23 protein-coding genes and 4 pseudogenes are annotated in these 23,714 nt (G+C 69.7%); 14 read left to right on the top strand and 13 right to left on the bottom strand.

Translation table 11 applies throughout. The features are described from left to right. Positions 1-389: 389 nt before the first annotated feature. The 3 genes and pseudogenes from QF027_RS02015 to QF027_RS02025 all read right to left on the bottom strand — a co-directional run bounded on the left by QF027_RS02015 (position 390) and on the right by QF027_RS02025 (position 2,717). On the bottom strand, positions 390-1,136 hold the full coding sequence (locus tag QF027_RS02015) for an SDR family oxidoreductase (protein ID WP_307072232.1): 747 nt from the start codon (positions 1,134-1,136) through the stop codon (positions 390-392). A gap of 74 nt (positions 1,137-1,210) precedes the next feature. Next, a pseudogene (locus QF027_RS02020) lies at positions 1,211-2,121 on the bottom strand (FAD-binding protein); the annotation flags it as partial. A 98-nt stretch (positions 2,122-2,219) separates the two neighbouring features. Further along, positions 2,220-2,717 (bottom strand): Ohr family peroxiredoxin, encoded by a 498-nt coding sequence (locus QF027_RS02025; RefSeq protein ID WP_307072233.1) that lies wholly within the window; start codon positions 2,715-2,717, stop codon positions 2,220-2,222. A 130-nt stretch (positions 2,718-2,847) separates the two neighbouring features. Here QF027_RS02025 and QF027_RS02030 point away from each other — a divergent pair, with 130 nt between their 5' ends. From QF027_RS02030 to QF027_RS02050, 5 genes are all read left to right on the top strand, one after another. Continuing rightward, on the top strand, positions 2,848-3,189 hold the full coding sequence (locus QF027_RS02030) for a DUF5134 domain-containing protein (RefSeq protein ID WP_307072234.1): 342 nt from the start codon (positions 2,848-2,850) through the stop codon (positions 3,187-3,189). 233 nt (positions 3,190-3,422) lie between these two features. Further along, positions 3,423-4,301, top strand: a complete 879-nt coding sequence (locus QF027_RS02035) for a patatin-like phospholipase family protein (RefSeq protein WP_306987099.1) — start codon at positions 3,423-3,425, stop codon at positions 4,299-4,301. Continuing rightward, on the top strand, positions 4,298-5,524 hold the full coding sequence (locus tag QF027_RS02040) for a macrolide family glycosyltransferase (RefSeq protein WP_306987100.1): 1,227 nt from the start codon (positions 4,298-4,300) through the stop codon (positions 5,522-5,524). The genes QF027_RS02035 and QF027_RS02040 overlap by 4 nt, the downstream gene beginning before the upstream one ends. Beyond that, positions 5,524-6,012, top strand: coding sequence for a hypothetical protein (locus QF027_RS02045; protein ID WP_307072235.1), 489 nt, complete (start codon positions 5,524-5,526; stop codon positions 6,010-6,012). Before QF027_RS02040 ends, QF027_RS02045 begins: the two co-directional genes overlap by 1 nt. Further along, entirely contained in the window at positions 6,009-6,947 is a 939-nt protein-coding gene (locus QF027_RS02050) for a hypothetical protein (protein ID WP_307072236.1), read from the top strand. The genes QF027_RS02045 and QF027_RS02050 overlap by 4 nt, the downstream gene beginning before the upstream one ends. A 307-nt stretch (positions 6,948-7,254) precedes the next feature. Here QF027_RS02050 and QF027_RS02055 read toward each other — a convergent pair. After that, positions 7,255-8,010: pseudogene (locus QF027_RS02055) on the bottom strand (transposase family protein); the annotation flags it as partial. Between the two features lie 351 nt (positions 8,011-8,361). Here QF027_RS02055 and QF027_RS02060 point away from each other — a divergent pair. Beyond that, positions 8,362-8,550: a hypothetical protein gene (locus QF027_RS02060; protein WP_307072237.1), complete on the top strand. Its 189-nt coding sequence runs from the start codon at positions 8,362-8,364 to the stop codon at positions 8,548-8,550. Between the two features lie 345 nt (positions 8,551-8,895). Here QF027_RS02060 and QF027_RS02065 read toward each other — a convergent pair whose 3' ends face one another. Beyond that, positions 8,896-9,093: a hypothetical protein gene (locus tag QF027_RS02065; RefSeq protein ID WP_306987104.1), complete on the bottom strand. Its 198-nt coding sequence runs from the start codon at positions 9,091-9,093 to the stop codon at positions 8,896-8,898. A gap of 122 nt (positions 9,094-9,215) precedes the next feature. Then, positions 9,216-11,804: a LuxR C-terminal-related transcriptional regulator gene (locus tag QF027_RS02070; protein ID WP_307072238.1), complete on the bottom strand. Its 2,589-nt coding sequence runs from the start codon at positions 11,802-11,804 to the stop codon at positions 9,216-9,218. A gap of 454 nt (positions 11,805-12,258) precedes the next feature. On the opposite strand from QF027_RS02070, the gene QF027_RS02075 reads away from it, so the two are divergent. The 7 genes and pseudogenes from QF027_RS02075 (at position 12,259) to QF027_RS02105 (ending at position 17,665) form a co-directional block, all read left to right on the top strand. Then, positions 12,259-12,999: a sulfatase-like hydrolase/transferase gene (locus QF027_RS02075; protein WP_307072239.1), complete on the top strand. Its 741-nt coding sequence runs from the start codon at positions 12,259-12,261 to the stop codon at positions 12,997-12,999. A gap of 90 nt (positions 13,000-13,089) precedes the next feature. After that, positions 13,090-13,323: pseudogene (locus QF027_RS02080) on the top strand (sulfatase-like hydrolase/transferase); the annotation flags it as partial. Between the two features lie 5 nt (positions 13,324-13,328). Beyond that, positions 13,329-15,083: an NlpC/P60 family protein gene (locus QF027_RS02085; RefSeq protein ID WP_307072240.1), complete on the top strand. Its 1,755-nt coding sequence runs from the start codon at positions 13,329-13,331 to the stop codon at positions 15,081-15,083. A gap of 70 nt (positions 15,084-15,153) precedes the next feature. Next, positions 15,154-15,342, top strand: coding sequence for a hypothetical protein (locus tag QF027_RS02090; protein ID WP_306987109.1), 189 nt, complete (start codon positions 15,154-15,156; stop codon positions 15,340-15,342). A 110-nt stretch (positions 15,343-15,452) separates the two neighbouring features. After that, positions 15,453-16,472: a DUF4232 domain-containing protein gene (locus QF027_RS02095; protein ID WP_307072241.1), complete on the top strand. Its 1,020-nt coding sequence runs from the start codon at positions 15,453-15,455 to the stop codon at positions 16,470-16,472. After that, entirely contained in the window at positions 16,469-17,044 is a 576-nt protein-coding gene (locus tag QF027_RS02100; protein WP_307072242.1) for a hypothetical protein, read from the top strand. The genes QF027_RS02095 and QF027_RS02100 overlap by 4 nt, the downstream gene beginning before the upstream one ends. An 84-nt stretch (positions 17,045-17,128) precedes the next feature. Next, on the top strand, positions 17,129-17,665 hold the full coding sequence (locus QF027_RS02105) for a GNAT family N-acetyltransferase (protein ID WP_307072243.1): 537 nt from the start codon (positions 17,129-17,131) through the stop codon (positions 17,663-17,665). A gap of 139 nt (positions 17,666-17,804) precedes the next feature. Here the strand turns inward: QF027_RS02105 and QF027_RS02110 are convergent, their stop codons facing one another. The 4 genes and pseudogenes from QF027_RS02110 to QF027_RS02125 all read right to left on the bottom strand — a co-directional run bounded on the left by QF027_RS02110 (position 17,805) and on the right by QF027_RS02125 (position 20,545). Next, complete coding sequence (locus QF027_RS02110; protein ID WP_306987113.1) at positions 17,805-17,990, bottom strand: hypothetical protein; 186 nt, start codon at positions 17,988-17,990, stop codon at positions 17,805-17,807. A gap of 338 nt (positions 17,991-18,328) precedes the next feature. Next, the gene (locus QF027_RS02115) at positions 18,329-18,841 is read right to left on the bottom strand and encodes a hypothetical protein (protein ID WP_307082238.1); all 513 of its coding nucleotides are present in this window, start codon (positions 18,839-18,841) and stop codon (positions 18,329-18,331) included. After that, positions 18,760-19,434 (bottom strand): annotated as a pseudogene (locus tag QF027_RS02120) (cytochrome P450); the annotation flags it as partial. The gene QF027_RS02115 and the pseudogene QF027_RS02120, both read right to left, overlap by 82 nt. A gap of 127 nt (positions 19,435-19,561) precedes the next feature. Beyond that, positions 19,562-20,545, bottom strand: coding sequence for a helix-turn-helix transcriptional regulator (locus QF027_RS02125; protein WP_306987115.1), 984 nt, complete (start codon positions 20,543-20,545; stop codon positions 19,562-19,564). Positions 20,546-20,638: 93 nt separating this feature from the next. Here QF027_RS02125 and QF027_RS02130 point away from each other — a divergent pair, with 93 nt between their 5' ends. Beyond that, positions 20,639-21,037 carry a VOC family protein gene (locus tag QF027_RS02130; protein WP_306987116.1) on the top strand — a complete coding sequence of 133 codons (399 nt, stop codon included), beginning with the start codon at positions 20,639-20,641 and terminating at the stop codon, positions 21,035-21,037. A gap of 62 nt (positions 21,038-21,099) precedes the next feature. Here the strand turns inward: QF027_RS02130 and QF027_RS02135 are convergent, their stop codons facing one another. Genes QF027_RS02135 through QF027_RS02145 form a run of 3 tightly spaced genes read right to left on the bottom strand, consistent with a single transcriptional unit; the run spans position 21,100 to position 23,656 of the window. Then, complete coding sequence (locus tag QF027_RS02135; RefSeq protein WP_306987117.1) at positions 21,100-21,762, bottom strand: 3-oxoacid CoA-transferase subunit B; 663 nt, start codon at positions 21,760-21,762, stop codon at positions 21,100-21,102. After that, entirely contained in the window at positions 21,759-22,454 is a 696-nt protein-coding gene (locus QF027_RS02140) for a 3-oxoacid CoA-transferase subunit A (RefSeq protein WP_306987119.1), read from the bottom strand. Before QF027_RS02140 ends, QF027_RS02135 begins: the two co-directional genes overlap by 4 nt. After that, positions 22,451-23,656, bottom strand: coding sequence for a thiolase family protein (locus QF027_RS02145; RefSeq protein WP_306987121.1), 1,206 nt, complete (start codon positions 23,654-23,656; stop codon positions 22,451-22,453). The genes QF027_RS02140 and QF027_RS02145 overlap by 4 nt, the downstream gene beginning before the upstream one ends. Between the last annotated feature and the right edge of the window lie 58 nt (positions 23,657-23,714).

A 23,714-nucleotide genomic window follows, 5' to 3' on the forward strand; every position in this document is an offset into this window, starting at 1 on the left:
TCCCCCGCGTCGGCACCGGGAACGGTCCGCTCAGCATGACGCGCGTCGTCACCAGGATGTCCAGCGCGTCGAAACGCCCGACGGTCGCCTTCGCGGCCTCCTGCACCGGCCGCCAGTCGGCCACGCCCAGTTTCAGGACGGGCATCTCGCCGGAGCGACCCGGGCGTCCGCCTTCGACAGGGCGGCGGCCGTGGCCCGGCCGAGGAGATCAGGGGCAGGGCGCATGCCGGTTCAGTGCGGTTGAAATGACGTTCATGCGCTCGGCGAGGACCGCGAGTTTCCGGCGCAGTTCCGTGACCCGGTTACGAAGCTCGGCGGCTTCGGCGGTCAGCGATTCGAACGTGGGACGTGGGTGGCCCTCTCCTTTCGGTGAGGGCCACCTCGAGAACCTACTTCTGCCGTGCGAGCCAGTCGGCGAACCGGGTCTCCGCGACGTGCGCGTCCGGGCCGGGCAGGAGCGTGTTCTCCTGCAGCGGGGCGCCCCAGTACGTCGCCTGCGGATCCGTGACGATCTTGCGGGGGTCGTTCTGGGCGGTCAGTCCCATGCGGATGAACTCCTCCAGCTGGAACGCCTCGGGGCCGGCGACCTCCACCACGCCGCCCACCGGTGCGCCGACCGCGGTGCGGGCGACCGCCACGGCCACGTCGTCGGAGACGATGGGCTGGATCTTGGCGTCGGGGAGGTGCACGGTGTCCCCCTCGGTGACCCCGTCGGCGAGTCCCTTCGCGAACTCGAAGAACTGGGTGGCGTGGACGATGGAGTAGGGGTTGCCGGACGCCTTGATCAGGTCTTCCTGGACCTGCTTGGCCCGGAAGTACCCGCTCCCCTGGAGACGGTCGGTGCCGACCACGGACAGCGCCACGTGATGCGCCACGCCGGCCTGGGTCTCCGCCTTGAGCAGATTGGTCGTCGAGGTCCGGAAGAACTCCATGACGGCCTCGTCCTCGAACGAGGGCGAGTTCGACACGTCGACCACCACCGACGCACGCTCCAGGACCTCGGCAAGGCCCTCACCCGTCAGGGTGTTGACGCCGGTGTTGGGGGACGCGGCGACCGCCTCATGCCCGTGCTCGCCGAGCCGGGCGACCACCTTCGAGCCGATGAGCCCGGTTCCACCGATCACTACGACCTTCATGACGGAATTCCTTTCGAGTTTCCCTGATGCCTCTATCAGTAGAGACCGACCACCCGATCTGTTTGTGACACCTCCTATTCGACGAGTCTGCCCGTGGCCGAGACTTCCTCCATCAGGGAGGAAATCTCTTCGGGGACGGCCGGAAGGCTCTCGCGGGTGACGCCCGTCGTCGGGGACCACACGAGGTTGACCTGCAGGGCGGGATCCATGTCGGGATAGTCGCTGCGGTTGTGACAGCCACGCGTCTCCCGGCGCTCCAGTGCCGCTTCGAGGGTGGCCCGGGCCGCGAGCGCGGCGGACTTGAGGTCGAAAGCGTGCCCGAGGTCCTGATAGCCGGCGATGTCCGGGTGGATGCCGACATCCTGCATCCTCTTCTCGATCGCCGCGAGTTCCGCCAGTCCCGCGCGCAGGCCGTCTTCATCGCGTACGACGCCCGCGTGCTCGGTCATGGTGTTGCGGATCGCGCGTTGCAGGGCACGGACGTTCTCCGGCCCGTCGGCGGCGAGGAGGTCGTCGATCTCCGCGCGGGCCTCCGCGATGGCCGACGCCGACCGCGGCTGCGCGGTCAGGGACTCTGAACAGGCGGCAGCGGCCTGGCCGGTAATGCGGCCGTAGACGAGAAGCTCGATGAGGCTGTTGCCACCGAGACGGTTGGCGCCGTGCAGGCCGCTCGACGCCTCGCCGATGGCGTACAGGCCGCGGACGTCCGTGCTGTGGTCCTCCGGGCGTACCCACACCCCGCCCATCGAGTAGTGCGCCGTGGGCGCGATCTCGATCGGCTCGCGGTGATGTCGAGCGTCTGCAGATCCAGCAGGGTCTGGTAGACACGCGGCAGACGCGTCATGATCGTCTGCCGGGGCAGGTGCGAGACGTCGAGCCACACGCCGCCGTTGGGGGTGCCGCGTCCTTCCTTGATCTCCGTGTACGCGGCCAGGGCCACCCGGTCGCGGGTGGACAGCTCCATGCGGTCGGGGTCGTAGCGCAAGACGTTGTTCGCTGACAGCCATGGTCCGCTCCGTCCGCTGGGGCCTTCATCCAGTACGACCGGGCAGTCCCGCGATCTTTGACACCACGGCCGTGGCTTCAGGAGGCCAGCGTGATGGTGGTCGGCGTGCCGTGCCAGGCCATCCTCGCGTAGGGGCACAGTGCGTCGGCTCTCTGCAGGAGCGGGGTGGCGACCTCGGGGGTGACGCCCGGCCAGCTGACGACCAGGTCGATGTGCAGGACGTATCCGCCGTCCTGCGGACTGTGGCCGAACGCCACGGTCGCCTCGACGGAGATCGCGGCGGGGTCGAGCGCGGCCTGTCGTGCGACGACGCTCAGCGCGCCGTGGAAGCAGGCCGCGAACCCGGCGGCGAACAACTGCTCGGGATTGGTTCCCCGGCCGTCTCCGCCCAGTTCGGCGGGCAGGCGCAGGTCGAGGTCGAGAATTCCGTCGTCCGAGCGTGCCCTCCCCGAGGCTCTCCCATGGGCCGTCGTCCCGCCGGTCACGGTCACCGCCGTGGTGTAGAGGGGAGCGAAGGAGTTCCCGTCGAGGTCCTTCTCGGTGGACAGGTCGTGCGGCTGGATCGGCTCGGTCACCGCCTCACACCCGTGGTGCTGCGACGTGCCGGACCAACTGGGCTGCAAGTCATCGTGAGCGCACCTTTGCGTCGTGGCGTCCTGGATACCGGACGACCAATGACTGGAAGACCGACGAGTACCGGCTCTTGTGACGCGCGCGGGCTCTTTGACCGCGGTCCTCAGTCTCCGGGGCCCCAGATTGACCGGCCTCGTACACAGGTCGCCCCACGCGGTCGGCATGGTCGCCATGGCATGGATGCCGGCGCGGCACGGCAGCGTCACGCACGCGCGCACCGGCGACATGATCACCGGCGTACTGACGATCTGTCTGCTGGCCTACGCTCTCCGGTCGCTGACCCGGGACATGCCCACGCTGCTCGGGGCTCCGGGCGTCGTGGGCATGTCCACCGACCTCGGTGGGCCCTGCGACCGCTTCCGGCAAGGATCGACGGCTCTGGGCACGGCCATCATGCTCCTCATGCACCACTGACACCGGGCGGACCGTGCTCAATGTTGTGGCCGACGGTGTCACACATCTTGTGTCAGCCCGGTCCAGAGGGGTGAACCAGTCCGATTCGGTGTCCATGGCGCGAAAGGTGGATCATGAGGGTAGCTCGTCGCCGGATTTCACGCGCATCAGCACATTTCGGTTTCGGCGTCGGCGGCTCGGTCCACCCGCCCCCACACCCCACCACGGCAGGTCTGCGCGCCCTTCCACGTCCCGTGGCCGCGGTGGTGGGCGCCGGTGGCGTGCTCGGAGCGGCGCACATCGGTGTCGGGTACGCGCTGGAGCGCCACGGATTCGCCCCAGACATGATCATCGGAACCTCGGTGGGTGCCCTCAACGGGGCCATCGCGGCCGCCCACCCCCACAGGGCCATGCCATGGCTGGACGACGTGTGGACCCAATTGCGTCGCCGTGACGTGTATCCGCTCGGCTACCTGTCCTCACGGAGCAGCGTCTTCACCGATCGCGGCCTGCGTCGGCTGATCGCCCGGGCCGGGCTGCCCTCGCGGATCGAGGAACTGGCGGTCCCGTTCACCGCGGTGGCCACGGACCTGGTCACCGGTGCTCCGGTGCTGCTCGACCGGGGGGACCTCGAGTCCGCGCTGCTGGCCAGCGCAGCCATTCCCGGGATGCTCCCCCCGGTGGATCGTGCGGGCCGGACCCTCGTCGACGGCGGGCTGATCGCCTATGTCCCGGTACTGGCGGCCCTGCAGGCCGGGGCGGCCAGCGTGGTGGTGGTGGCAACCGGGCCGGAGAGCTCGCCGTTGCGCCCCACCATTCCGCGCCGACGTGCCAGTGCGATCGCCGCCAGGGCCGGGCTGCTGCTGTTGCACCACCAGATCGAGCGTGACCTGCGCGAGGTGTCCCAGCACATCCCGACCGTCGTGCTGCCGACCGGCATCGAAGCCTGGCCCGCACCGTGGGACTTCGGCCAGTCCCAGCGGCTGATCAGCACGGCGTGCCTCACAGCCGAGCGCTTTCTGGACGGGCTGCGCATCAGCGGGACGGGGCTGTATCGGGCCGACGACTTCTCGGCGGCATCGGGAGGCCCGGGCGAGACATCAATTTCTTCCATGGCGGAGGTCGGCCCGTGAGCAACATCGCGTTTCTCAGCATCGGCATGCACGGCCACGTCAACCCGACGCTGCCGATCGTGGCCGAACTTGTTCGGCGCGGCCACACCGTCGTCTACCACACCTCGCCCGCGTTCCGTGAGGAGATCGAGGCGACCGGCGCGAGCGTGTACCTGTACCCCGGGGGCGATCAGCCCTTCCCCGATCCGCCGACACCGCTCACCTGGATGGAGTCACTGGCAACCACCGCCGTCCACCTGCTGCCCGCCGTGCTCACCGACCTGCGCCGCGACCGACCCGACCTGATCGTCCACGACAGCGCCTGTCTGTGGGGCGCGGTGGCCGCCCGCGAACTCGGGGTACCGGCAGCCTCCTCGTTCACCACCTTCGCCCTCAACCGGCATGTCCCCAGCCCCACCCATGGCTCCTTGGACCTGCTGACCGCGGCGACGGCTCAACCCCGCAGTGTCCAGGGCTACCTGCGATCCCGCTGGGCACTGCACCGCCGCTTCGACGCACGTGGGCTGCCCCTGCTCGACCTGGCGAACATCCGCCAGCCGCTCAACCTGGTCTACACCTCACGGGCCTTCCAACCTGCCATCGAGGACTTCGACCAGTCCTACCGATTCGTGGGCCCAAGCATCGGCGCCCGACGGGCCGACCCGTCGTTCCCGACCGACTGGCTGCGGGACCCGGTGCTGTTCGCCTCGCTGGGCACGGTGTTCAACGCCGCCCCCCAGTTGCTGCGCAGCCTGGCCACCGCGCTCGCCCCGCTGGGCGGCACCGTGATCGTCTCCACCGGGCAGACCGATCCCGAGGCACTGGGTCCGTTGCCGGCCAACGTGCTCGCCCGCCGCTTCGTGCCGCAACCGGAGGTGCTGGCCCGCGCGGCGCTGTTCGTCACCCACGGCGGGATGAACAGCGTCAACGAGGCCATGTACGCCGGGGTTCCCCTGCTGGTGATCCCCCAGGGTGCCGATCAGCCGATGGTGGCCCGGCGCGTCGTCGAGCTCGGCGCCGGCCTGTCGATCCGTACCCAGGACGTCGCAAGCGGGTCGGTGGGCGTCCTCGCCCGGCAACTGCTCCACGACCCCCGGTTCCGAGCAGCCGCGCGCACCCTGCAGGTCGCCCAGCGCGAGGCGGGGGGATATCGGCGCGCCGCCGACGAACTCGAGCGGTATCTGTACGCGGCCGGCCCGGCCGGTCAGTCGTCTCCGCCGGTCCGGCACAGCGAGGCCGAGTGATGTCCCCCGCTGTCGTTGTCCTGCTGGTGCTCTCCGGGCTGTCGGAGGCCGCTGGGCGCATCCTGCCTCTCGTAGCGCGCCGGCCTGGTATGCCGCGGACTCTCGTGGCCGCGTTGCTGCTGCCCGCCGGCCTCGTCGAGGGTGTGGTGTTCGCCCTGTGGCCGCTGACCGCGTGGGCCTTGGCCGAGTTGGTGCTGTCCTCTCCATCGCCAGGAACCGGCCTGGTATGGACACCAAGTGTGGTCGCCCCACTGGTGCTCGCCGCCGTCCTCGCCTTCCCGTTGCTCGGGCCTCTGCTCCACCTGTTGCTCTTCGTGGGCGTCGGGACCGGTCTGGTCGGCCCGCTCGCCGCGGCAAGCGGGCTGCACTGGTGGAGCGCCGCCGGTTGCGTCGCCGTCGCCGGGGCCGGGCTCGCTCTCGCAGTGGAGACCGTCCGGCACCTCGTCGTGAAGATCAGCGCGACCGGAGCACAGGAGGCGATCGCATGAACGATTTCTTGCTCTGGGCCTGCGTGGTCGGGCCTGCTCTGCTGGCCGAAGCCCTGCTGGCCCGCTACGAGGTTCTGGCCTATGGTGCCGGCTGGCGGGCCCCCGCCACCGAGCTCCCGGAAGGCGTCCCCTACGCCCGGGGGGCGGCCCCTGACAGTCCACCAGGTGCCTACCTGGTCTACCTCGACGGCATCGGCAAACGCCGCGTCCGTGACAGCCGGGACGGCGGCCAGCTGGTCGAGGCCCTGATCGCCGGAGCGCCGGAGCTGCGAGTGCTGGGACAGATACAACCCTATTCGCCGCTGGCCGACCCACTTGCCGACCGGCCGGTGTGGGCGTGGCTGCGCCGCCGCATCGGGCTGCTGCTGTTCCTCCACAACGTCATGCAGACCTTCGTCGCCGCCGACCACCGCTACCGGCCCCTGTACAACCGGGCCGTCGGCTCCCAGATCGCCACTCAGCTCCGGCTCGCCGGCTACCATCCCGACAGCGGTATGCCCGTGGTGCTGCTCAGCTACAGCGGCGGCGCCCAGGTCGCCACCGGTGCGGTTGACGAGCTGTACACACTGCTGCGCTGCCCGCTCCTGCTGATCACGCTCGGCGGATTCCACAACGGGGCCAACGACCTCACCCATGCCGAGCACCTGCATCAGCTCACCAGCGCGAACGACCGGATTGAGCAGATTGCCACCTGGATCTTCCCCCAGCGCCGGCGACTCTTCCGGCGTAGCGGATGGAACCGGGCCGTTCGTGCCGGGAAGATCACCGTGCATCGGCTCGACCCGGCCACTCACTTTGGTCCGCAGAGCTACATCAGCCCAACGGCTAAGCTGCCAGATGGCCGCAGCCACCTCGACCACACCGCCGACACGGTGATCGCGATCATCCGCGCCCATCACAGCGCGACCGTCACACAAGGCGACCCGTTGCCATGAGGGCCCCGACCAGGGCGCGCAGCGCAGGATCCGGCACGATCGGTCGCGACGCGACGTGCTCGGACACGGGAGATGAGCAACGGAGCCGGGGCCCAAAGGGCTGTTCAGGCCCGGCAATTCCCACTACGGGCCGCTGTCCCCGAGTACAGCAGCACGCCCCTGAGACAGCCCTGGCCCGAGGAGCGCCACTCGCCCCGCGAAGGGTCCCGGCCGCGGCAACCCCGCCGAAGGACTGAACGTCCAGGCACGGGAGCCGCGCCCCGTACCACGTCTCCCCACTCGGACTGACCCTTTTCCATCCTCGGGTCGAGCTGGACAGACGGAGGATGAGGACGGCTTGGACGAGGCTGGTGATTCGGGTCGTCGAGCAGCGGAGCCTGCGGAGGATCCGCCAGGACTTGAGAGTGGCGATGGCCTGTTCGACCAGGGCCCGGACCTTTGCGTGGATCGGTTGGCGGCCTGCTGACCGACGGAGAATGGTCCCACCGACCGCGGTACGGGAGGCGGACCGTCCCGCTTGCGCCCTGGTAGCCCTTGTCCGTCCAGCAGGTGATGCCGGCCTCGGCGAGAGCGTCGATGATGCCGTGCTCGCGGGCCGCCCGGACGTCATGGACGGCGCCGGCCAGGGCCGGTGAAGCCCACAGCAGACGCCCCTTCGGGTCGGCTACGACCCGCACGTGCATGCCGTGCCTCTTGTGTGTGCCTGAGGAGAAGGGACGGTCTGCGGCGCTCCGGTCGATCGGCAGGAGCGTCCCGTCCAGGATCAGACACGCCTTCATCGATGCGGCCCGCATGGCTTCGGCGAGCCTGGGGGTGAGGGCGGCCAGGAGCCCGACGGCCTCGGTGACGTAGCGGTGGACGGTGGTGGTGCCGATCCCCGAAACCAGCCGTGAGCTGAGCATACGGCTGGCCGTTGCGGAGGTGGACGAGGGTGGGCAGGGCCTGCCGGCCCTCGCTCAGGCGCCGCCATCGGGTGCCGACAACACGACGGTGTTCCCTCAGGGGGGCAGTGAGGAAGCAGGGCAGAACTGGACACGTCGACGCCGGACGGGTAGACAAACATACGAAGCCTCTCGTGGAGACGGTTCTCTTGGTCGAAAACCCATCCACCAGCGGCTTCATCCGTCCGTCAGGCCAACTGACCACCCTTCAGGTGAAGTTGGAAACGGCTCACTGTACGGCTGACCGCTGCTTTGCCCCGCCTGGGCCGGGACCTACGTATTCGATTGCGTAGTTCTACTGGTGCCTCCGGACGGCAGCGTCGGGAGACTCGTCCCATGAGCTTCCCGACGGAATCGTGGTGTCACGCCGGGCAGCTCGCTGCCTCCCTACTGGGCAACCGTCGCCGACGGTCCAACGGGGAGCGAACGCTGTCCAGTCAGTAGAGCCCAGCTGAACATTGGAGAGTCCTCCGTTGGTTTCCAAGATTCGCGTCCTTCTGGGCATGCTCGTGCTCCTGGCGCTGGCCATCGGCGCCATCGCCCTGCTCGCTGCCATGAAAGCCGATGCTGTCTGGTTCACGATCATTCCTCTCGGCATCCTCTTTATCGGCGCGTCCGTCGCCCAGTCGCTCGGATGGTTCGGCAAAAAGGCCGGTGACTGACCTGGCGGCTCGCAGGTCGGGGTGGATGGTCTACGAGTGGATGACCAGGCAGGTGAGGTCGGCGGCTCGCGGGGCACACGGTTCTACTGCAGCCCGCGAGCACGGCATCATCGACGCTCTCGCCGCGGCCGGCATCACGGAGGCAACCCCGGCGACCGCCACAGGCTGGAGCCGGCCGACGTCCGCTTCGCCTGACGCGGCGGCTGCCCCAAGGATCGGTTCGGCACGACTCCGGACGGCGAGCCGGGCCTCACCAGCTGTGCGCGGGCCCGCTCAGGCCGTTGCCGGGGAAATCAGGTCGGCACAGCTCGGCAGGTCCACGCGTGCGCGTGACGGATGCCGCTGTCACATTGCGAGCCTGCGCATCTCCACCACGTGCAGGCCCAGCGACTGGAACCGCGCCAGCAGCCCGTACAGATGCGCCTCGTCGGTGACCTGGCCGAACAGCAGCGTCTGTCCGGATATGACGCAGCTCTCCAGCTCCGGGAACGAATCGGTCATCGTCCTCGACATCTCTCCTTCGACGCGGATCTCATAGCGCATGAGCACGCATCCCTTGCAGCGGTGCGGCCGCTCCCGGCTGTCCCCTCACCTTCATGCTCTGTCGTCACCCGGCGCATGGCATCACCCCGACCGGGTGACCCCGCCCGGCCCTCGGAACAGCTTCACAGCAACCGCAGTTCCCGGCCCCGGCGCACCGCCTCGCCACGCCGGGTCACCGCGAGTTTGCGATAGATGTTCTTCAGGTGGGTCTTGACCGTGTTGACGGACAGGAAGAGATCGGCGGCGATCTCCTCCGTCGACATCGTCTGCGCCAGTCGCCCCAGCACTTCGCATTCGCGCTCGCTGAGCGGTTCGATCACGGGCGCGGAGGCCATATCGCCGGGAGCCACTGCACTCGCCCTTGTGGCCGGCCGGGCCGGAAGCCAGCCGTGTGCCTGCCACAGAGCAGGCCGACGGTCGAGCAGAGCCCGCAGCCAGGGCCCGGCCTCCAGGAACGGACGCCGCAGGTGTTCGGGCCCGGCGGCGGCCAGGGCGCGGGCGACGAGGTACTGGGCCGAGGAGTCGTCGTCCAGCGCGTCGGCGGCCTGGGCGCGCACGAGCAGGGCCGGGACTGTGATGGCGGGTCCGCAGCCATTGGCGCCGGGGACTGCGTCGGGAAGGGAGCGTGCCGCTTCGCCCTCGCCGCCCGCCAGTCGCGCACGGACCGAGGCGATCGCGCACTCGGGTACGTCGGCCGTCCGAGCCAGTACGTCCACGGCTGCCTGCGGGCGCCCCTGGGCCAAGTACGCGGCGGCCCTGGCCAGTACCACCTGGCTGTTCACCCACGGTGAGGACGTTACTGCGGACGGCAGTTGCCTCATGTCGACGAGGACGCGAAGGGCCCGCTCGGGTTCGCCTCCGGCCAGCAGCAGCCGCGCGTGCACGATGGTCAGCCACGACGTGACGATCGGGTCGCGGGAGTCTGCAGCGGACAAGGCAGCACGGTGAAGATGTGAGCGCGCGGCGGTCAGATCGTCGTGGTCGATTCCCACGGCGGCCAGCACCAGTTGCCCCACGGAGGTACGGACGGAGGGCGGCAGGCCGGAGCGCTCCGCCTCGGCCATCGCCTCCCCCGCATGCGCCTCGGCCCGACCCGGCCATCCCCGCAGAAAGTCGATCAGGGCCAGCCGACCGAGTGATTCCTGCCGGGGAACAGCCGTCGAGGGGCCGTCGGACACCTCCGCCGCGGCGGACAGGGCCGATCCGGCCGCGTCGAAACGGCCCGACCACAAGCGAGCCGATCCGAGACCGGCAAGCATCAGAGCCGACACCTCCGGATGCGCCTCGAGACGCTCCGTGAGGATGTCACCTTCGACGAGTTCCTCGGCCCGCCGGGCAGCGGTCTCGGCCATCTCCGCCGAGCCGAGCATCCCGCCGACCAGGACACGCAGGAACGCGCAGGTCAGCCGGGCGGCCGAGGTGCCCCGCGCCTCGGCCGCGGGAAGGTGCGCCTCGGCCCGGTTCAGATCCTGGAGACCCCGGTCGATGTCGTGTCGAGCCAGCGCGCAGGCCGCACGGACCAGGTCCGCGGCAGGACCCGACGTATCCGGTGGCATCCGGGAGAACAGCGCGCCGAGGCGGTCCGCGTCGAGTCCGGTGAACAGCTGTCCGATCGCCAGATCGTCGACGAACCGATCCGCGGCGAACTCCCAGTCCCCCGCGTCGGCCGCGTGCGGCAGGGCCTCTGCGAGCAGTCCGGCATCGCTCAGCCACCTGGCGGCCCTGCCGTGCAGCTCCCGTTCCAGTCCGGGGTGCCTGGTGTTCAGGTGGGCCCGCAGGATTTCGGCGAACAGGGGATGCAGCCGGTACCAGGAGTGGCCGAGGGGCTCGACGAACGCGTTGGCGCGTTGCAGCTCCGCAAGGATCGCTGCGGCATCGTCCCGACCGGTGAGGGCGTTCGCCAGGCCGGGCTGGGTCCGTTCACAGACGCTGGCCCTCAGCAACAGGTCCTGGCTTGCGGCGGGCTGTGCGTCCAGCACCTCGGCCAGCAGGAAGTCCGCGACCGTGCCCTGTCCCGTCTCGAACTCCTTCAGGAATCTGTCCGGGTCCTCCGCTCGCTGTGCGGCGAGGATGCACAGGCGCAGACCCGCGGCCCACCCTCCGGTCCGTTCGGTCAGTGTGCGGGCGCCCTCGTCCGACAGGGGCAGGCCGTGCCTGCTCGCCACTTCGGCGGTCTCGTCGGGCAGAAACGCCAGGTCGGCGTCCCGGATGTCGGTCATCTCCCCGGCAGCGCGGTACCGGTGCAGGGGGAGCAGCGGCTCGGTACGGCTGATGAGCACCAGGCGCAACCCTGCGCCGGCATGGCGGAGCACGAACTCCAGCCCCTCGGCGACCTCCGGAGCGGATACCCGCTCGAACTCGTCGAGAATGAGGATCGCCGGCTCGGTCCGTTCGTTCAGGTGCGCGGCGAGGCGGGACAGGAGCGAGTCGTCCACCTCGCCGGGGCGAGCCGGAGTACCGATGTCGTCGGGCAGCGTGATCCCATGGTGTCGCAAGGCCGCGAGCACATACGCCCAGAAGACCCCGGGGGCGTTGTCACCGGACTCGACCGTCAGCCACGCCACCGGCTTCGTCAGCGTGGCGACGACCCAGTCGGCGACGAGCAGTGTCTTGCCCGCTCCCGCGGGGCCGTTGACCAGTGCCAACGGGCCCTCCAGGGCCCTGGTGAGGCACTCGGTCACACGCGGCCTGCGGACGAAGGTCTTGGGCACGGCGGGGACGGTGAACCGCGCGGCGAGAACAGGGGCGCCGTTCGGCGTCAGAGCCCCGGCGGCGCCTTCGCGGGAAAACCCGCCGGGTGCATGGGGCATAGCTTTCACTACGCTGCCAGAAACGCCCGAAGTGTCAAATCGGACAGAATCTCGATCTGGACGAGCACCGGCGTCTGTTGCGTGTGGCGCGGCGTTCGATCAGTCCTCGGTGTACGCACTGGGGTGTTCGGTGCCCACGCCGGCAGGCGGATCGGTCGCCTGATCGACAAAAGTCACAGCGCCGTCGGCATCGGTCAGGCCCCCGCGTGATCGGCACAGACGCTGGACACGTCATCACCAGCGACACCGTCCACCCCACCACCATGGGAAGTGCTCACCATCGTGTCACCTGGTACCGGTGATGTGTCCGGCCCCGGCAGGTCCCGAGACGGGAGGCAGACGTGAGGAGACTGCCATGGCCAAGCCCTTCCGAGGCGTCGTCAACCTCGAGATACGCGACTCGGTCCCGGACTGTGGCCCGTACGAACAGCCAAAGGCCCCACCCGGCTCACCGAACGTGCTGTACATCGTGCTCGACGACGTGGGCTTGGGAGCCATGAGCTGCTACGGCGGCCCGATCGACACGCCGAACATCGACAGGATCGCCGCGAACGAGCTGCGCTGCGGCCCGTGGCACACGACCGCGCTGTGCTCGCCGACCCGCTCCTGCCTGCTCACCGGCCGCAATCACCACCAACGGCATGGCATCAGCGGGTGCGCCGTCGGCTTCCGGAATGCGCCACACTCGGTGAGATCCTGGTCGCCGGTCGCCCGCGGCTTCGAGCGCTTCCACGGCTTCCTCGGGGCGGAGACCAGCCAGTGGTACCCGGATCTGGTGCACGACAACCACCCCGTCGAGCAGCCGACCATGCCCGAGGACGGCTACCACTTCAGTACCGACATCACCGACAAGGCGCTGGAATTCATCGGTGATGTGAAGGCGATCGCTCCGGACCGACCGGTCTTCCTGTACTACGCCCCCGGCCGCGCACACGCGCCGCGTCAGGTGCCGCGCGAATGGATCGAGCGCTACCGGGGCCGGTTCGACGCGGGCGACGAAGCGCTGCGTGAGCAGACCATGGCCCGGCGGAAGGAGACGGGACTGCTCCCGCAGAACACCGAGCTGCCGCCACTGAACCCGATCGGAACCCCGTAGAGTCGCACTGGCCCGGAGGGAGAGGCATTCCCGCCACTCGACTACACCCGGCCCTGGGACGCTCTCTCCGACGACGAGAAGCGGCTCTTCTCCCGGATGGCAGAGGTGTACGCCGGGTTCCTCTCCCACTGCGACGACCTGATCGGCCGTCTGCTCGACCACCTCGAACAGACCGAGCAGCTGGACAACACCGTCCTCGCGGTGGTCTCCGACAACGGAGCCATCGGCGAAGGCGGTCCGGGCGGATCGGTCGGCTGGAACTCGCTCGGTACCGGCCGAAGTCGGGGCTGCCGTGACGACTCGTCGGGTGGCGACAGATCATGAAACACATGTCTGACACATCTCGACGAAGGCTCCTCGCCGCCTTCGCGGCCTCTGCCGCCGCCCCACTCACCGGTCTGGCCGCTGCCCCGGCGCGTGCCGCCGCGGCCGCGGACGTACCGGCCTTCCCGGGGCCGGATGGCCTGTCCTCGGCCCGTTCGTGGGTGAGCATGGCGCCCCTGGACGCCACGCACTTCACCCCGGTGGCCCTCACCAACCCGCTCACCACCACCCTGCTTACCGGCACCGCCACCCGCACCGAGGTCACCTCCGGCGGCAAGCGCGTCGCGCTGCTGACGCACGGCGCGCGAACCGTCGTACTGCCCGGCCCTCAACGGACGTTCGCGGAGAACAAGCGGCCCTTCGCGGACGAGTTCCAGCGGACACTGCCGGACCTCGCGCTGGACGAGGAGGACCGGGTGTACTGGGGCACCTCGCCCGGCGGCGGCAGGTGGATCACGTCCGACACCTTCAAGACCGACTTCTCGGTTGTACCGGGCAGCGGGATCATCGACCTCACGACCGCCGGGTACAGCCGGCACGCCAGCCTGCTCGACGACCAGATCACCGACGTCGACGTGCGCTGTACGGCCAGGTTCGACAAGGTCCCGACAGGGCAGGCCTGTTCGTTCGCGTTGAGCTTCGGCTACGTCAGCACCCAGAACCACTACCGGGCGAGGCTGTCCTTCCTCACCTCCGGGGCGGTCGAGATGCGGTTGGAGAAGGAGGTCGACAACGACGTGACCGCGCTGGGAGCGGCGGTCACACTGGCCACGGGTGTGCGGGCGGGCGCCGACTGGACGATCCGGGTGCGGCGGGAGAGTGCCCGGATCCAGGCGAAGGCCTGGCCGTCCACGTCGCCTGAACCGTCTTCGTGGGCCTTCGACCTCACCGACTCCACGCCCACCTTGACCAAGGGCCGGGTGGGTCTGCGCGCCTTGGCCAACGACGGCTGCACCAACCTGCCGGTCCGCCTGTCCGTGAGCCGCCTCGAAGTGGACGCCGCGAACTGGGCGATCCTGCCGACCGTCGCCCACGGTGACTGGGTACGTCTGCTGCCGGAGCCCTTCGACGGGACCTGGACAGCCGAGCTGGAGCAGACGATCCGCGGCTGGGCCGGATCCACCGTCCCCGACGTCCTCGCGTACGCCGCGATGTTCCTCGGCGGCGCTGCGGCGGTCACGGCCGGCGCCGGACCGGCCCAGGGCAAGCAAGTGCTGGGCGAGGCCGGGTACGGCTATCTCGACCCGCACGGCTACCGGCTCGAGGGCGCCGACTTCCACGAGTACATGAAGGTCGGCTGGACCTTCCCGGACGGCACGTACAGGGGACCGTCCAGCAAGCAGGTCGGCAACCTCGACTGCTCGGGCTACACACGCATGGTCTACGGCTACCACCTGGGCGTGCCCCTGGCCGCCGAGGAGGACACCTCGGGCACGCGGATCCCGCGCAAGTCCCGGCACATCGCCGACTACGCGCCGGGCGTGGTCGTCGACCGTGCCACCGGGACCACCCCGCCGACCGCGGCCCTGCTCCAGCCCGGCGACCTGGTGCTGTTCAACGCCGACTCCGGTGACGACGGGGTCAGCCCGACCCTCGACCACGTGGGCATCTACCTGGGTCTCGACGACGCCGGCAGACGCCGCTTCCTCTCCAGCCGCAAGACGGCCGACGGGCCCACCATGTCCGACCTGGGCGGTGCGTCCCTGCTCGACGGCTCAGGGACGTACGCCAAGACACTGCACACCGTGCGCCGTATCTGAGCCAAGCCGGGAGCCACCACGTCCCGCAGGAACCGGTGGGTGTGGATCCCTCCCTGGCATCCGTGCGGCCGTGCACGCTCATGTGCTGCTGGGCCAGGCGGAGTTCGCCTGGCCCAGCACGACCCGGTCGCGACTCGCGCGCGGCGTGGGCGGCTACGTACGCACCGGCGACGGCCTTCGGCAAGGCCGGGCACCGCTCTACGAGGCCTCGACCCGCGCCGTCACCGCAACCGCCCTGGCCGATCCGCCACTGTCCTGACGGCGAAGCCCGCGCGCAGGCGCTGTTCCAGCGTGATCTGTGACACCGCTGTGACCGGAGGTGTGGCCTCCGCCACAGCCCGCGACGGTGTCCCCTGGTGTGGTGGGCGGATGTCCACCACCTCCCGCACCGCTCCCGCCGTCCTCGCCGCTGCCCTGCTGCTCGCCGCCTGCGGTTCCGAGAGCGTCTCGCCGGGCGGAGGTGCCGACGGCGGCCGGGTCCGGCCCGAGGCACTGTGCCCCTCGGACTTCTCCCGGTACGGCAGTTCGCCGTCCTCAGAACCGCCGGTTCGTCCCTCCGGCACACCGTCCGCGCTCCCCCTGCCCTCCGTCGGAGGTACGGCCGAGGACGGCGTCAAGATCACCGCACTGTCGGCCTGGGGCCCGGAGAGCGGCTGCGCGGGAGTCGCCTACAGCGCGGACTTCGAACTGACCAACCAGCAGACGGAAACCGCGACGTACACGCTGACCTTCGGGTTCCTCTCGGCCTCCGGAGGCGCGGTCGACAACGCGGAACAGACCGTCGAAGCGGTCGAACCCGGACGGACCGTCGAGGGCACCGTCGTCATCGGGGAACCGGTCGGGCACGCACCCGAGGTGACGGGCATACAGGTGATCAAGATACGTAGCGTCCCAGAAGCCGAGGCGTCGTCCGCCTCGGGAACGTGCCCGAAGTCGGGCATGCACCTCTACGCCGACCAGGGGGACGCGGCCATGGGGCTGCGTGTCGTAGGCCTGCACCTGGTCAACTGCGGTACCGAGCCCACTCAGCTCAACGGCTACCCGAAGCTCACGATCCAGGACGACGATCACCAAACCGTGGACGGCGTACAAATCCTCCAGGGGACCGATCAGATCAGTACCGGCCTCGGTGGGGACAGCAGACCGCGACCGGTCGTCCTGCACCCCGGTGAGGCCGCCGTGGCCGGGCTGGCCTGGCGGAACACCACCCAGGCCGGCGAACCGGTGAACGCACCCTACGTCCGAGTATGGGCGACGCCCGCAGCCGATCCCGTGACGGTGGTGCCGGAACTCGACCTCGGCACGACCGGAAAGCTCGGCGTCGGTCCGTGGCGCAAGGACGAGACGCACCGGGAGCCCGCCCCTGCCACCACCGCCGCGCGTCCGTGACCGCGCTCCTCGCCCTGCTCGCGTGCGCGCTCACCGTGCACCTGCTCGTGCACCCGCGTACGGCATCCGGGATCAAGGTCGTCCTCCTCACCGCGCCCCCGGTGGCCGGAGTCGTCTGGCTTCTGGAGGAAGTGTTCAAGAGGCCGCTCACCGCCGTGGCCGTCGCCGCGGTGTTCGTGGTCGTAGTGATCGCGCTGCTCGGGCTCCTCGGCCACCCCCGCCTGCCGACCTGGACGAAAATGATCGTGTTCGGCACGGTTCCGGTGGCGGCGCTGGCCTGGCTGCTGGTGGTCACGGCGGACGACACGCTCAAGGACCCCGGCGAGGACCCGTGCTCCATGTACTACGGAGGCATCGGCGTCTCCAAGGCGTTTCCCCCACAGGCGTACTGCCGCTACCAGGACGGCAGCACCCACGACCTCGCGACCGGCACCCAGTTCGTGTTCTGGGTCTGCTTCGCCATCAGCCTGGCGCTGCTGTCGATCGGCCTGTGGCAGGCCGTACGGGACCCGAGAACCCTCGTGCGGCAGTTCCGCTCCGGGGTGAGTCAGTCCACTCGAGGAACCCCATGAGCTGCGTCACGGCCGGCGATTGACGTAGGTGTCGCCGGATGAATCGACTTGGCCGGCGCTCGGCGGAGAGATCATGATGTGGGAATGCCTGACAACCGACCGACTGTGGCACCGCATGTGGTGCGGCTCCCCCAGTACACGAAGGCGGACCAGGAGGAGATCCTGGGCAACGGCGATGATCCCTTCGGTGTCGCCTCCGCCGGCCTGACCTGGCTGCCGAAAAAAGAACACTTCGGAGTCCGACACGAAGACCGGCTCGTGGCACACGCCGGCCTGCTGCGACTGCCTGTCGCGATCGGCGACGCCGAAACAGATGTGGTGGGAGTCGGCGGGGTGGCCGTCGCACCCGGCATGCGAGGTCAGGGTCTGGCTCGGCTCGTCGTCACAGCTGCGCTGGAGCACGCCCGCACGATGGGTCCTCAGCATGCACTCCTGTTCTGCCGGCCTCCCCTCGTGCCGCTCTACCGTCGCCTCGGATGGCACTCGCTCGACACGGACGTACTTGTCGAACAACCCGAAGACCGCCTGGTGACCATGCCGCTGCGGACCATGGTGACGCCGCTGCGCGACGGTGCCCGCCGGCCCTCAGGGCCAGTACGGCTGTTCTCGCCCCCTATGTGACGCAGGGCCACCCAGTACGGCGGCAAGGGGCTCGTCGAAGGCCTCGCACCTTTCATGATGCTCAGGCGTCAAATGTTCGGCCGTGCTGGCTTCGCCCCGTTGGAGAAGAGGGTTCTGCCGGCGTGACTCCTGCGGAACATCAACAAGCGGGCAGATCGGCCGAGCGGTCCACGGTGCTGGGACGCGCAAGCCTATAGACGCCGGCTTGATCTGACCGCGCCTGCAGGCGGCCGCTGTCGGAGATGACGGTGGTGGTCACCGACGCGATGAGCAGCGCCCCGGCAGCGCTCAGCCGCAACCACACGAATTCGCCGCCCTCAGCCACGAGTTCCTCGGCTGCCCGCCATGCTGGGCGTGCCGCAGCTCACAGCAAGTGCGGATGAGGGGCGGGGAACAACCGGAGCTGGTTGGCCGTTCCTTCATATGTGGCTGGTGGAGGGGACAGTGTCCCCGGGCCTCACCTATAGCCCATGGGGACGATCGTTCGGCTGAAGCCCCGTGGAGCCTTTCGCCGAGAGGCGACCGCCCTCCGCACGCCACCGCACACGGCCCCGGCTGGTCTCCCCCGTCCAGCCGGGGCGTTCGTGCGCCGACCGTCCGCCCGGCCCCGTATCGGAAGACTGTCCGCCGCTCTCCCGGGCGCGCCTGTCCCCCAGCCGTTTTTCAGGCGAGATGAAGCGTGCTCAGGGCCGTGGTCCAGTCGGTGACGATCGCCTGCTGGGCGGCGGCGAGGGTGACTGTGCCCTTGCAGACCGCGGTGTGCAGTTTCGTCTCCACCGGGTCCTTCGCGTTGTTGACGCCGGAGCCCTTCTTGTGGCCGGGGTCGGCCGGTTCGACCCACAGATTGCGGTAGTCGTTGGGGTCCCCACCCAACTGCAGGCTGATCAGGTGGTCGTACTCGGCATCCCCCATGCGTCCGGTGAAGCCGTAGGAGGCGGCGTTGAGCTTCTTCTCTTTGCCTGTCACGTACGTGGAGGGGCGTACCCCGGAGGTGTAGCCGCCCTTGCGGCAGATCGTCGAGGCCAGGTCCGCCTGCGTGACCGCCGGGGATATCGCGCCCGGCGTGCACGTCGGATCCTCCAGCGGTTCCCCCTTCATGTACCGGTAGTGGCAGGAGCCCGCGGCGGGTTGCTGCTGCACTGTGTAGTGCTCCTGCGGGCCCGCCCCCACCGCGATCGTCCGCCCCGAGCCGGCTGGCGCTCCCGTCGCCGGGCTCTGCGTTCCGGACGACGTCGACGTGCCGAGGGAGACGGGTGAACAGCCTGCCAGCAGCAGGCTGGTGAGCAGGACGGGTGGCACGGTATGGCGGGCAGAACGCATGACGGTCCCTCACAGGAAGACGGTGGCACGGTGGCTGAGCAGATGCTCCTCCATCCCGATGTCCGGCCACCGCGCGGGGTCCGGCTTCGTCGTCCGCCACGTCCCCGCGCCCTCAGGCGAGGTCGACCACCACCTGCGAACGGACCCCTGGAACACCTGACACACCACAGCGCTACGACGACATCGTCCGCACCCCGTCCCGTCGCGCTCCGTGGCAGGGATGCCCACGGGCGCGGGGTGTTGTCGGGGGCGCGGTGCGGTGTGCGGGCCACGTGCCGGCCGATGCACTGGTGGATGCCCATGCCGAAGCCGACGTGGCCGGAGGTGGCGCGGGTGAGGTCGAAGCGGTGAGGGTCGTGCGGTCGGTCCGGGGCGCGGTTGGCCGGGCCCGGAAACATGAGGATCTTCGTGTCGGTCGGAACGACCGTGCCGGTGATGGTGACGTCGGTGGCGGCGGTGCGGAGGAAAGCCCCAGCGCTTCGGCGACCGAACTCTTGCCCGCACTCGTCCGTGTCATGACGTTGTTGGCCTCCTCGTCACTCCAGGTGTGCCATCTCGTACATGAGGTCCCCGTTGTCAGACTTGGCCGGCATAGGAGGCGAGGCGGTCGGCGAACGCGGCGACGAGGCCGCGCAGTTCATCTGGACGTTCGATGACGAACGGTCGGTCGAGTGAGGCGAGTACTGGAGGCAACCAGTCGAGCTGCTCCGCCCGTATCTCGACACGCAGCCAGCGCCCGGTTTCCGGATCCGCGCCTGCCGCGGGCTCGTCCACGCTCGCGACACTGGCGGGAAGTCGGGCGCGGATCTGCTCGACCGTCCCGTGGATCCGCAAGGTCACGTGATGCCGGTACTCAGCCGTGGCGAACCCGGAAAGGACGCGCTGTGCCGGACCGGGGCCCACGGGCGCCTCGAATGAGCCGGGCAGGGTCCTCGCGTCGGCGATGCGATCGAGCCGGAAGGTCCGGTCCTGGTCGATCTCCGCGTCCGTGCCCGTGACGTACCACCGGCCCGAATGGGCGACGATCCCGTGCGGGTGCAGCCTCCGTTCGCTGCGCCGGCCGTCGCGGTCGGTGTACCTGATCGAGAGTGGTCGGCGGTGGCGTACCGCATCGGCGATCGCGAGCAGGACACCGGCGTCGGGGGTGGCGAGCTCGCCGGGCGAAGCCGTGAAGGCGAGGGACTCCAGGACCGTGTCGAGTCGGCGGGCGACGCGCTCGGGCAGCACCCTGCGGATCTTGGCCGCAGCGGTCTCGACCGCCGTGTCCGCCGTCGTCATCAACCCCGCTCGGCGGCCGGCGGCCAAGCCGAGCAGCACAGCGAGCGCCTCGTCGTCGCTGAGCATGAGCGGAGGCAAGCGGTAGCCGGGGCCGAGCCGGTAGCCACCGTAGCGGCCGCGCACCGCCTCGACAGGCACCTCGAGGTCGACCAGGTGGTCCACATACCGCCGCACAGTGCGGCCGTCGACGCCGAGCCGGTCGGCCAGTTCGGCAACCGTCCGAACGCCCCCCGACTGCAGCAACTCCAGCAAGGTGAGCACGCGGCCAGTAGGTCGGGACATGCCCAGAGCTTAGCGACGATAGTGGACTGATTCTGTCCTCTATTCGTTCTAGCGTGCGACGTGCAACGGCTGCGCGACTTTAGGGAGAACACCATGGACTTCGTCTCGATCCGCATCATCACCGGCGACATCACCCGCCTCGTCGAGTTCTACGAGAAGGCCACCGGGGTGCAGGCGGCCTGGTCCACCGAGGATTTCGCCGAACTCAAGACCCCCAGCGCCACCCTGGCCATCGGCAGTACCCGCACGCTGCCGCTGTTCGCGCCGGCCGCCGCTCGCCCGGCCGACAACCACAGCGTGATCATCGAGTTTCTCGTCGACGACGTGGACCGCGTGCACGGGAACCTGACCGGCTTCGTCGCCGACTTCGTGAACGAGCCCACCACAATGCCCTGGGGCAACCGATCGCTGCTGTTCCGCGACCCCGACGGCAACCTCGTCAACTTCTTCACCCCGGTCACCCCGGCGGCCATCGCGAAGTTCGCTCGTTGACGCCAGGCGCAACCGCCCGCGCGGGAGCCCTGGGATGCCGGGGCTCCCGATGAACGCCTGGTCTACGACAGTTGGATACCGAGTCGTTCCGCGAGTTCGTGGGCGTTGATGCCGTACGTCTCCCGGATCCGTACGCCGTCCGGGCCGACGTCGAAGACGCCGTGGTCGGTGTAGACGCGGCTGACGCAGCCGACGCCGGTGAGCGGGTAGGTGCACTGCGGTACGAGTTTCGGCTCGCCGGAGCGGGTGAAGAGCGTCATCATCACGTAGACGTCCTTGGCGCCGATGGCGAGGTCCATGGCGCCGCCGACGGCGGGGATGTCCTCGGGCCTGCCGGTGGTCCAGTTGGCGAGGTCGCCGTCGAAGGCGACCTGATAGGCCCCCAGGACGCAGACATCGAGGTGGCCGCCGCGCATCATGGCGAAGGAGTCGGCGTGGTGGAAGTACGCCGCCCCGGGCAGCTCGGTCACCGGGACCTTGCCGGCGTTGGTCAGGTCGGGGTCGACCGCGTCACCCTCCGCCCTCGGACCCATGTTGAGCATGCCGTTCTCGGTGTGCAGCACCACCCCCGAGTCGGCGGGAAGGTGGTCGGCGATCTTGGTGGGCTGGCCGATGCCGAGGTTGACGAAGGAACCGACGGGGATGTCGCGTGCGATGACGGCGGCCAGCTCGTCCATCGAGAGCCGGTGGTCGGCGCGCACCTGGTCGCTCGGCGTGATGGTCATCGTGCCCCCTGAACGGTGTACTGACGGGCCTCGACCTGGACGACCCGGTCGACGTAGATGGACGGGGTGACGACGGCCTCGGGGTCGAGCTTGCCGGGCTCGACGACCTCGTCGACCTGGACGATGGTCGTCGTCGCGGCCGTGGCCATGACCGGTCCGAAGTTGCGGGCCGTCTTCCGGTAGACGAGGTTGCCCATCGCGTCCGCGACGTGCGCGCCGATGAGCGCGTAGTCGCCCTTGATGGGGTATTCCAGCAGATACCTGCGGCCGTCGATCTCCCGCTCCTCCTTGCCCTCGGCGAGCGGTGTGCCGACCGCGGTCGGGCAGTAGAACGCGCCGATGCCGGCACCGGCCGCGCGCATCCGCTCGGCGAGGTTGCCCTGCGGCACGACTTCGAGCTCGATCTTCCCCTCGCGGTAGAGGCCGTCGAAGACCCAGGAGTCGGCCTGGCGCGGAAAGGAGCAGAGCACCTTGCGCACCCGGCCGGCGGCCAGCAGCGCGGCGAGCCCTACGTCACCGTTGCCGGCGTTGTTGGACACGATCGTGAGGTCCTTCGCACCCTGCCGGATGAGCGCGTCGATCAGATCGAAGGGCATCCCGGCCAGGCCGAAGCCGCCGACGAGGATCGTGGAGCCGTCCTCGATCCCGGCGACCGCGGCGTCGGCGCTTTCGAGGATCTCCGCCCGGCTCATCGGTCTGCCCCCGTGACATCGCAGTTCTCGAGTACGACGGCCAGGCCCTGACCGACCCCGATGCAGATCGCGGCGACGCCGTAGCGCTGCCTCGTCTCGCGCAGCACCTTGGCCAGCGTGGCGAGGACGCGGCCACCCGAGGCGCCCAGCGGATGCCCGATCGCGATGGCACCGCCCTTCTGGTTGACGATGCCCGGGTCGATCTTCCACGCGTCGACGCAGGCGAGCGACTGCACGGCGAACGCCTCGTTGAGCTCGACCGCACCGACCCGGTCCCAGCCGATCCCGGCCCGGGCCAGCGCACGGTTCGCGGCCTCGACCGGGGCGTAGCCGAAGGCCTGCGGCTCCAGCGCCATCACACCGCGGCCCGCGATACGGGCGACCGGGTCGGCCCCGATCACGGCCGCGGCCTTCTCACTGCCCAACAGCACCGCGGAGGCACCGTCGTTGAGCGGGCTGGCGTTGCCCGCGGTGATGGTGCCGCCCTGCTCCGCCGTACGGAAGACCGGCTTGAGCCCGGCCAGGACCTCTGGCGTGGATCCGGCCCGGATGCCCTCGTCGCGGGCCAGGTCGACGCCCTCGACCGGCACCACCAGGTCGTCGTAGAAGCCCGACTCCCAAGCTGCGTGGGCAAGTTGGTGGGAGCGGGCGGCGAACGCGTCCTGCCGCTCGCGGGAGATCCCGAAGCGCTCCTGGAGCTGCTCGTTGGCCTCGCCGAGGCTGACCGTCCACTCCTTGGGCATCCGCGGATTGACCAGCCGCCAGCCGAGCGTGGTCGAGACCGCGGTGACATCGCCGGCCGGGAACGGCTTCGCCGACTTCGGCAGCACCCACGGCGCACGCGTCATCGACTCCACACCGCCGGTCAACACCACCTCGGCATCGCCGGACTCGATCGTGCGGCTCGCCGTCATCGCCGCGTCGAGGCTCGACCCGCACAGCCGGTTGACGGTGGTGCCGGGCACGCTCACCGGAAGCCCGGCGAGCAGCGCCGCCATGCGGCCGACGTTGCGGTTCTCCTCACCGGCGCCGTTGGCGTTGCCCCACACCACGTCGTCGATCGCGGCGGGGTCGAGACCCGGCACCCGGGCGAGCGTGGAGGTGATCGCGGCGGCGGCGAGGTCGTCGGGGCGGACGCCGGCCAGCGCGCCGTTGAAGCGGCCGAACGGCGTGCGTGTGGCGGAGTAGAGGAAAGCACTCATAGGAGCGACGTTAATCCCGGGCCGCGATATTCTGAAGTACGCATATCTGAGCCAATTG

The sequence above is a fragment of the Streptomyces canus genome, from assembly GCF_030816965.1.
Classification (GTDB): Bacteria; Actinomycetota; Actinomycetes; order Streptomycetales; family Streptomycetaceae; genus Streptomyces; species Streptomyces canus_E.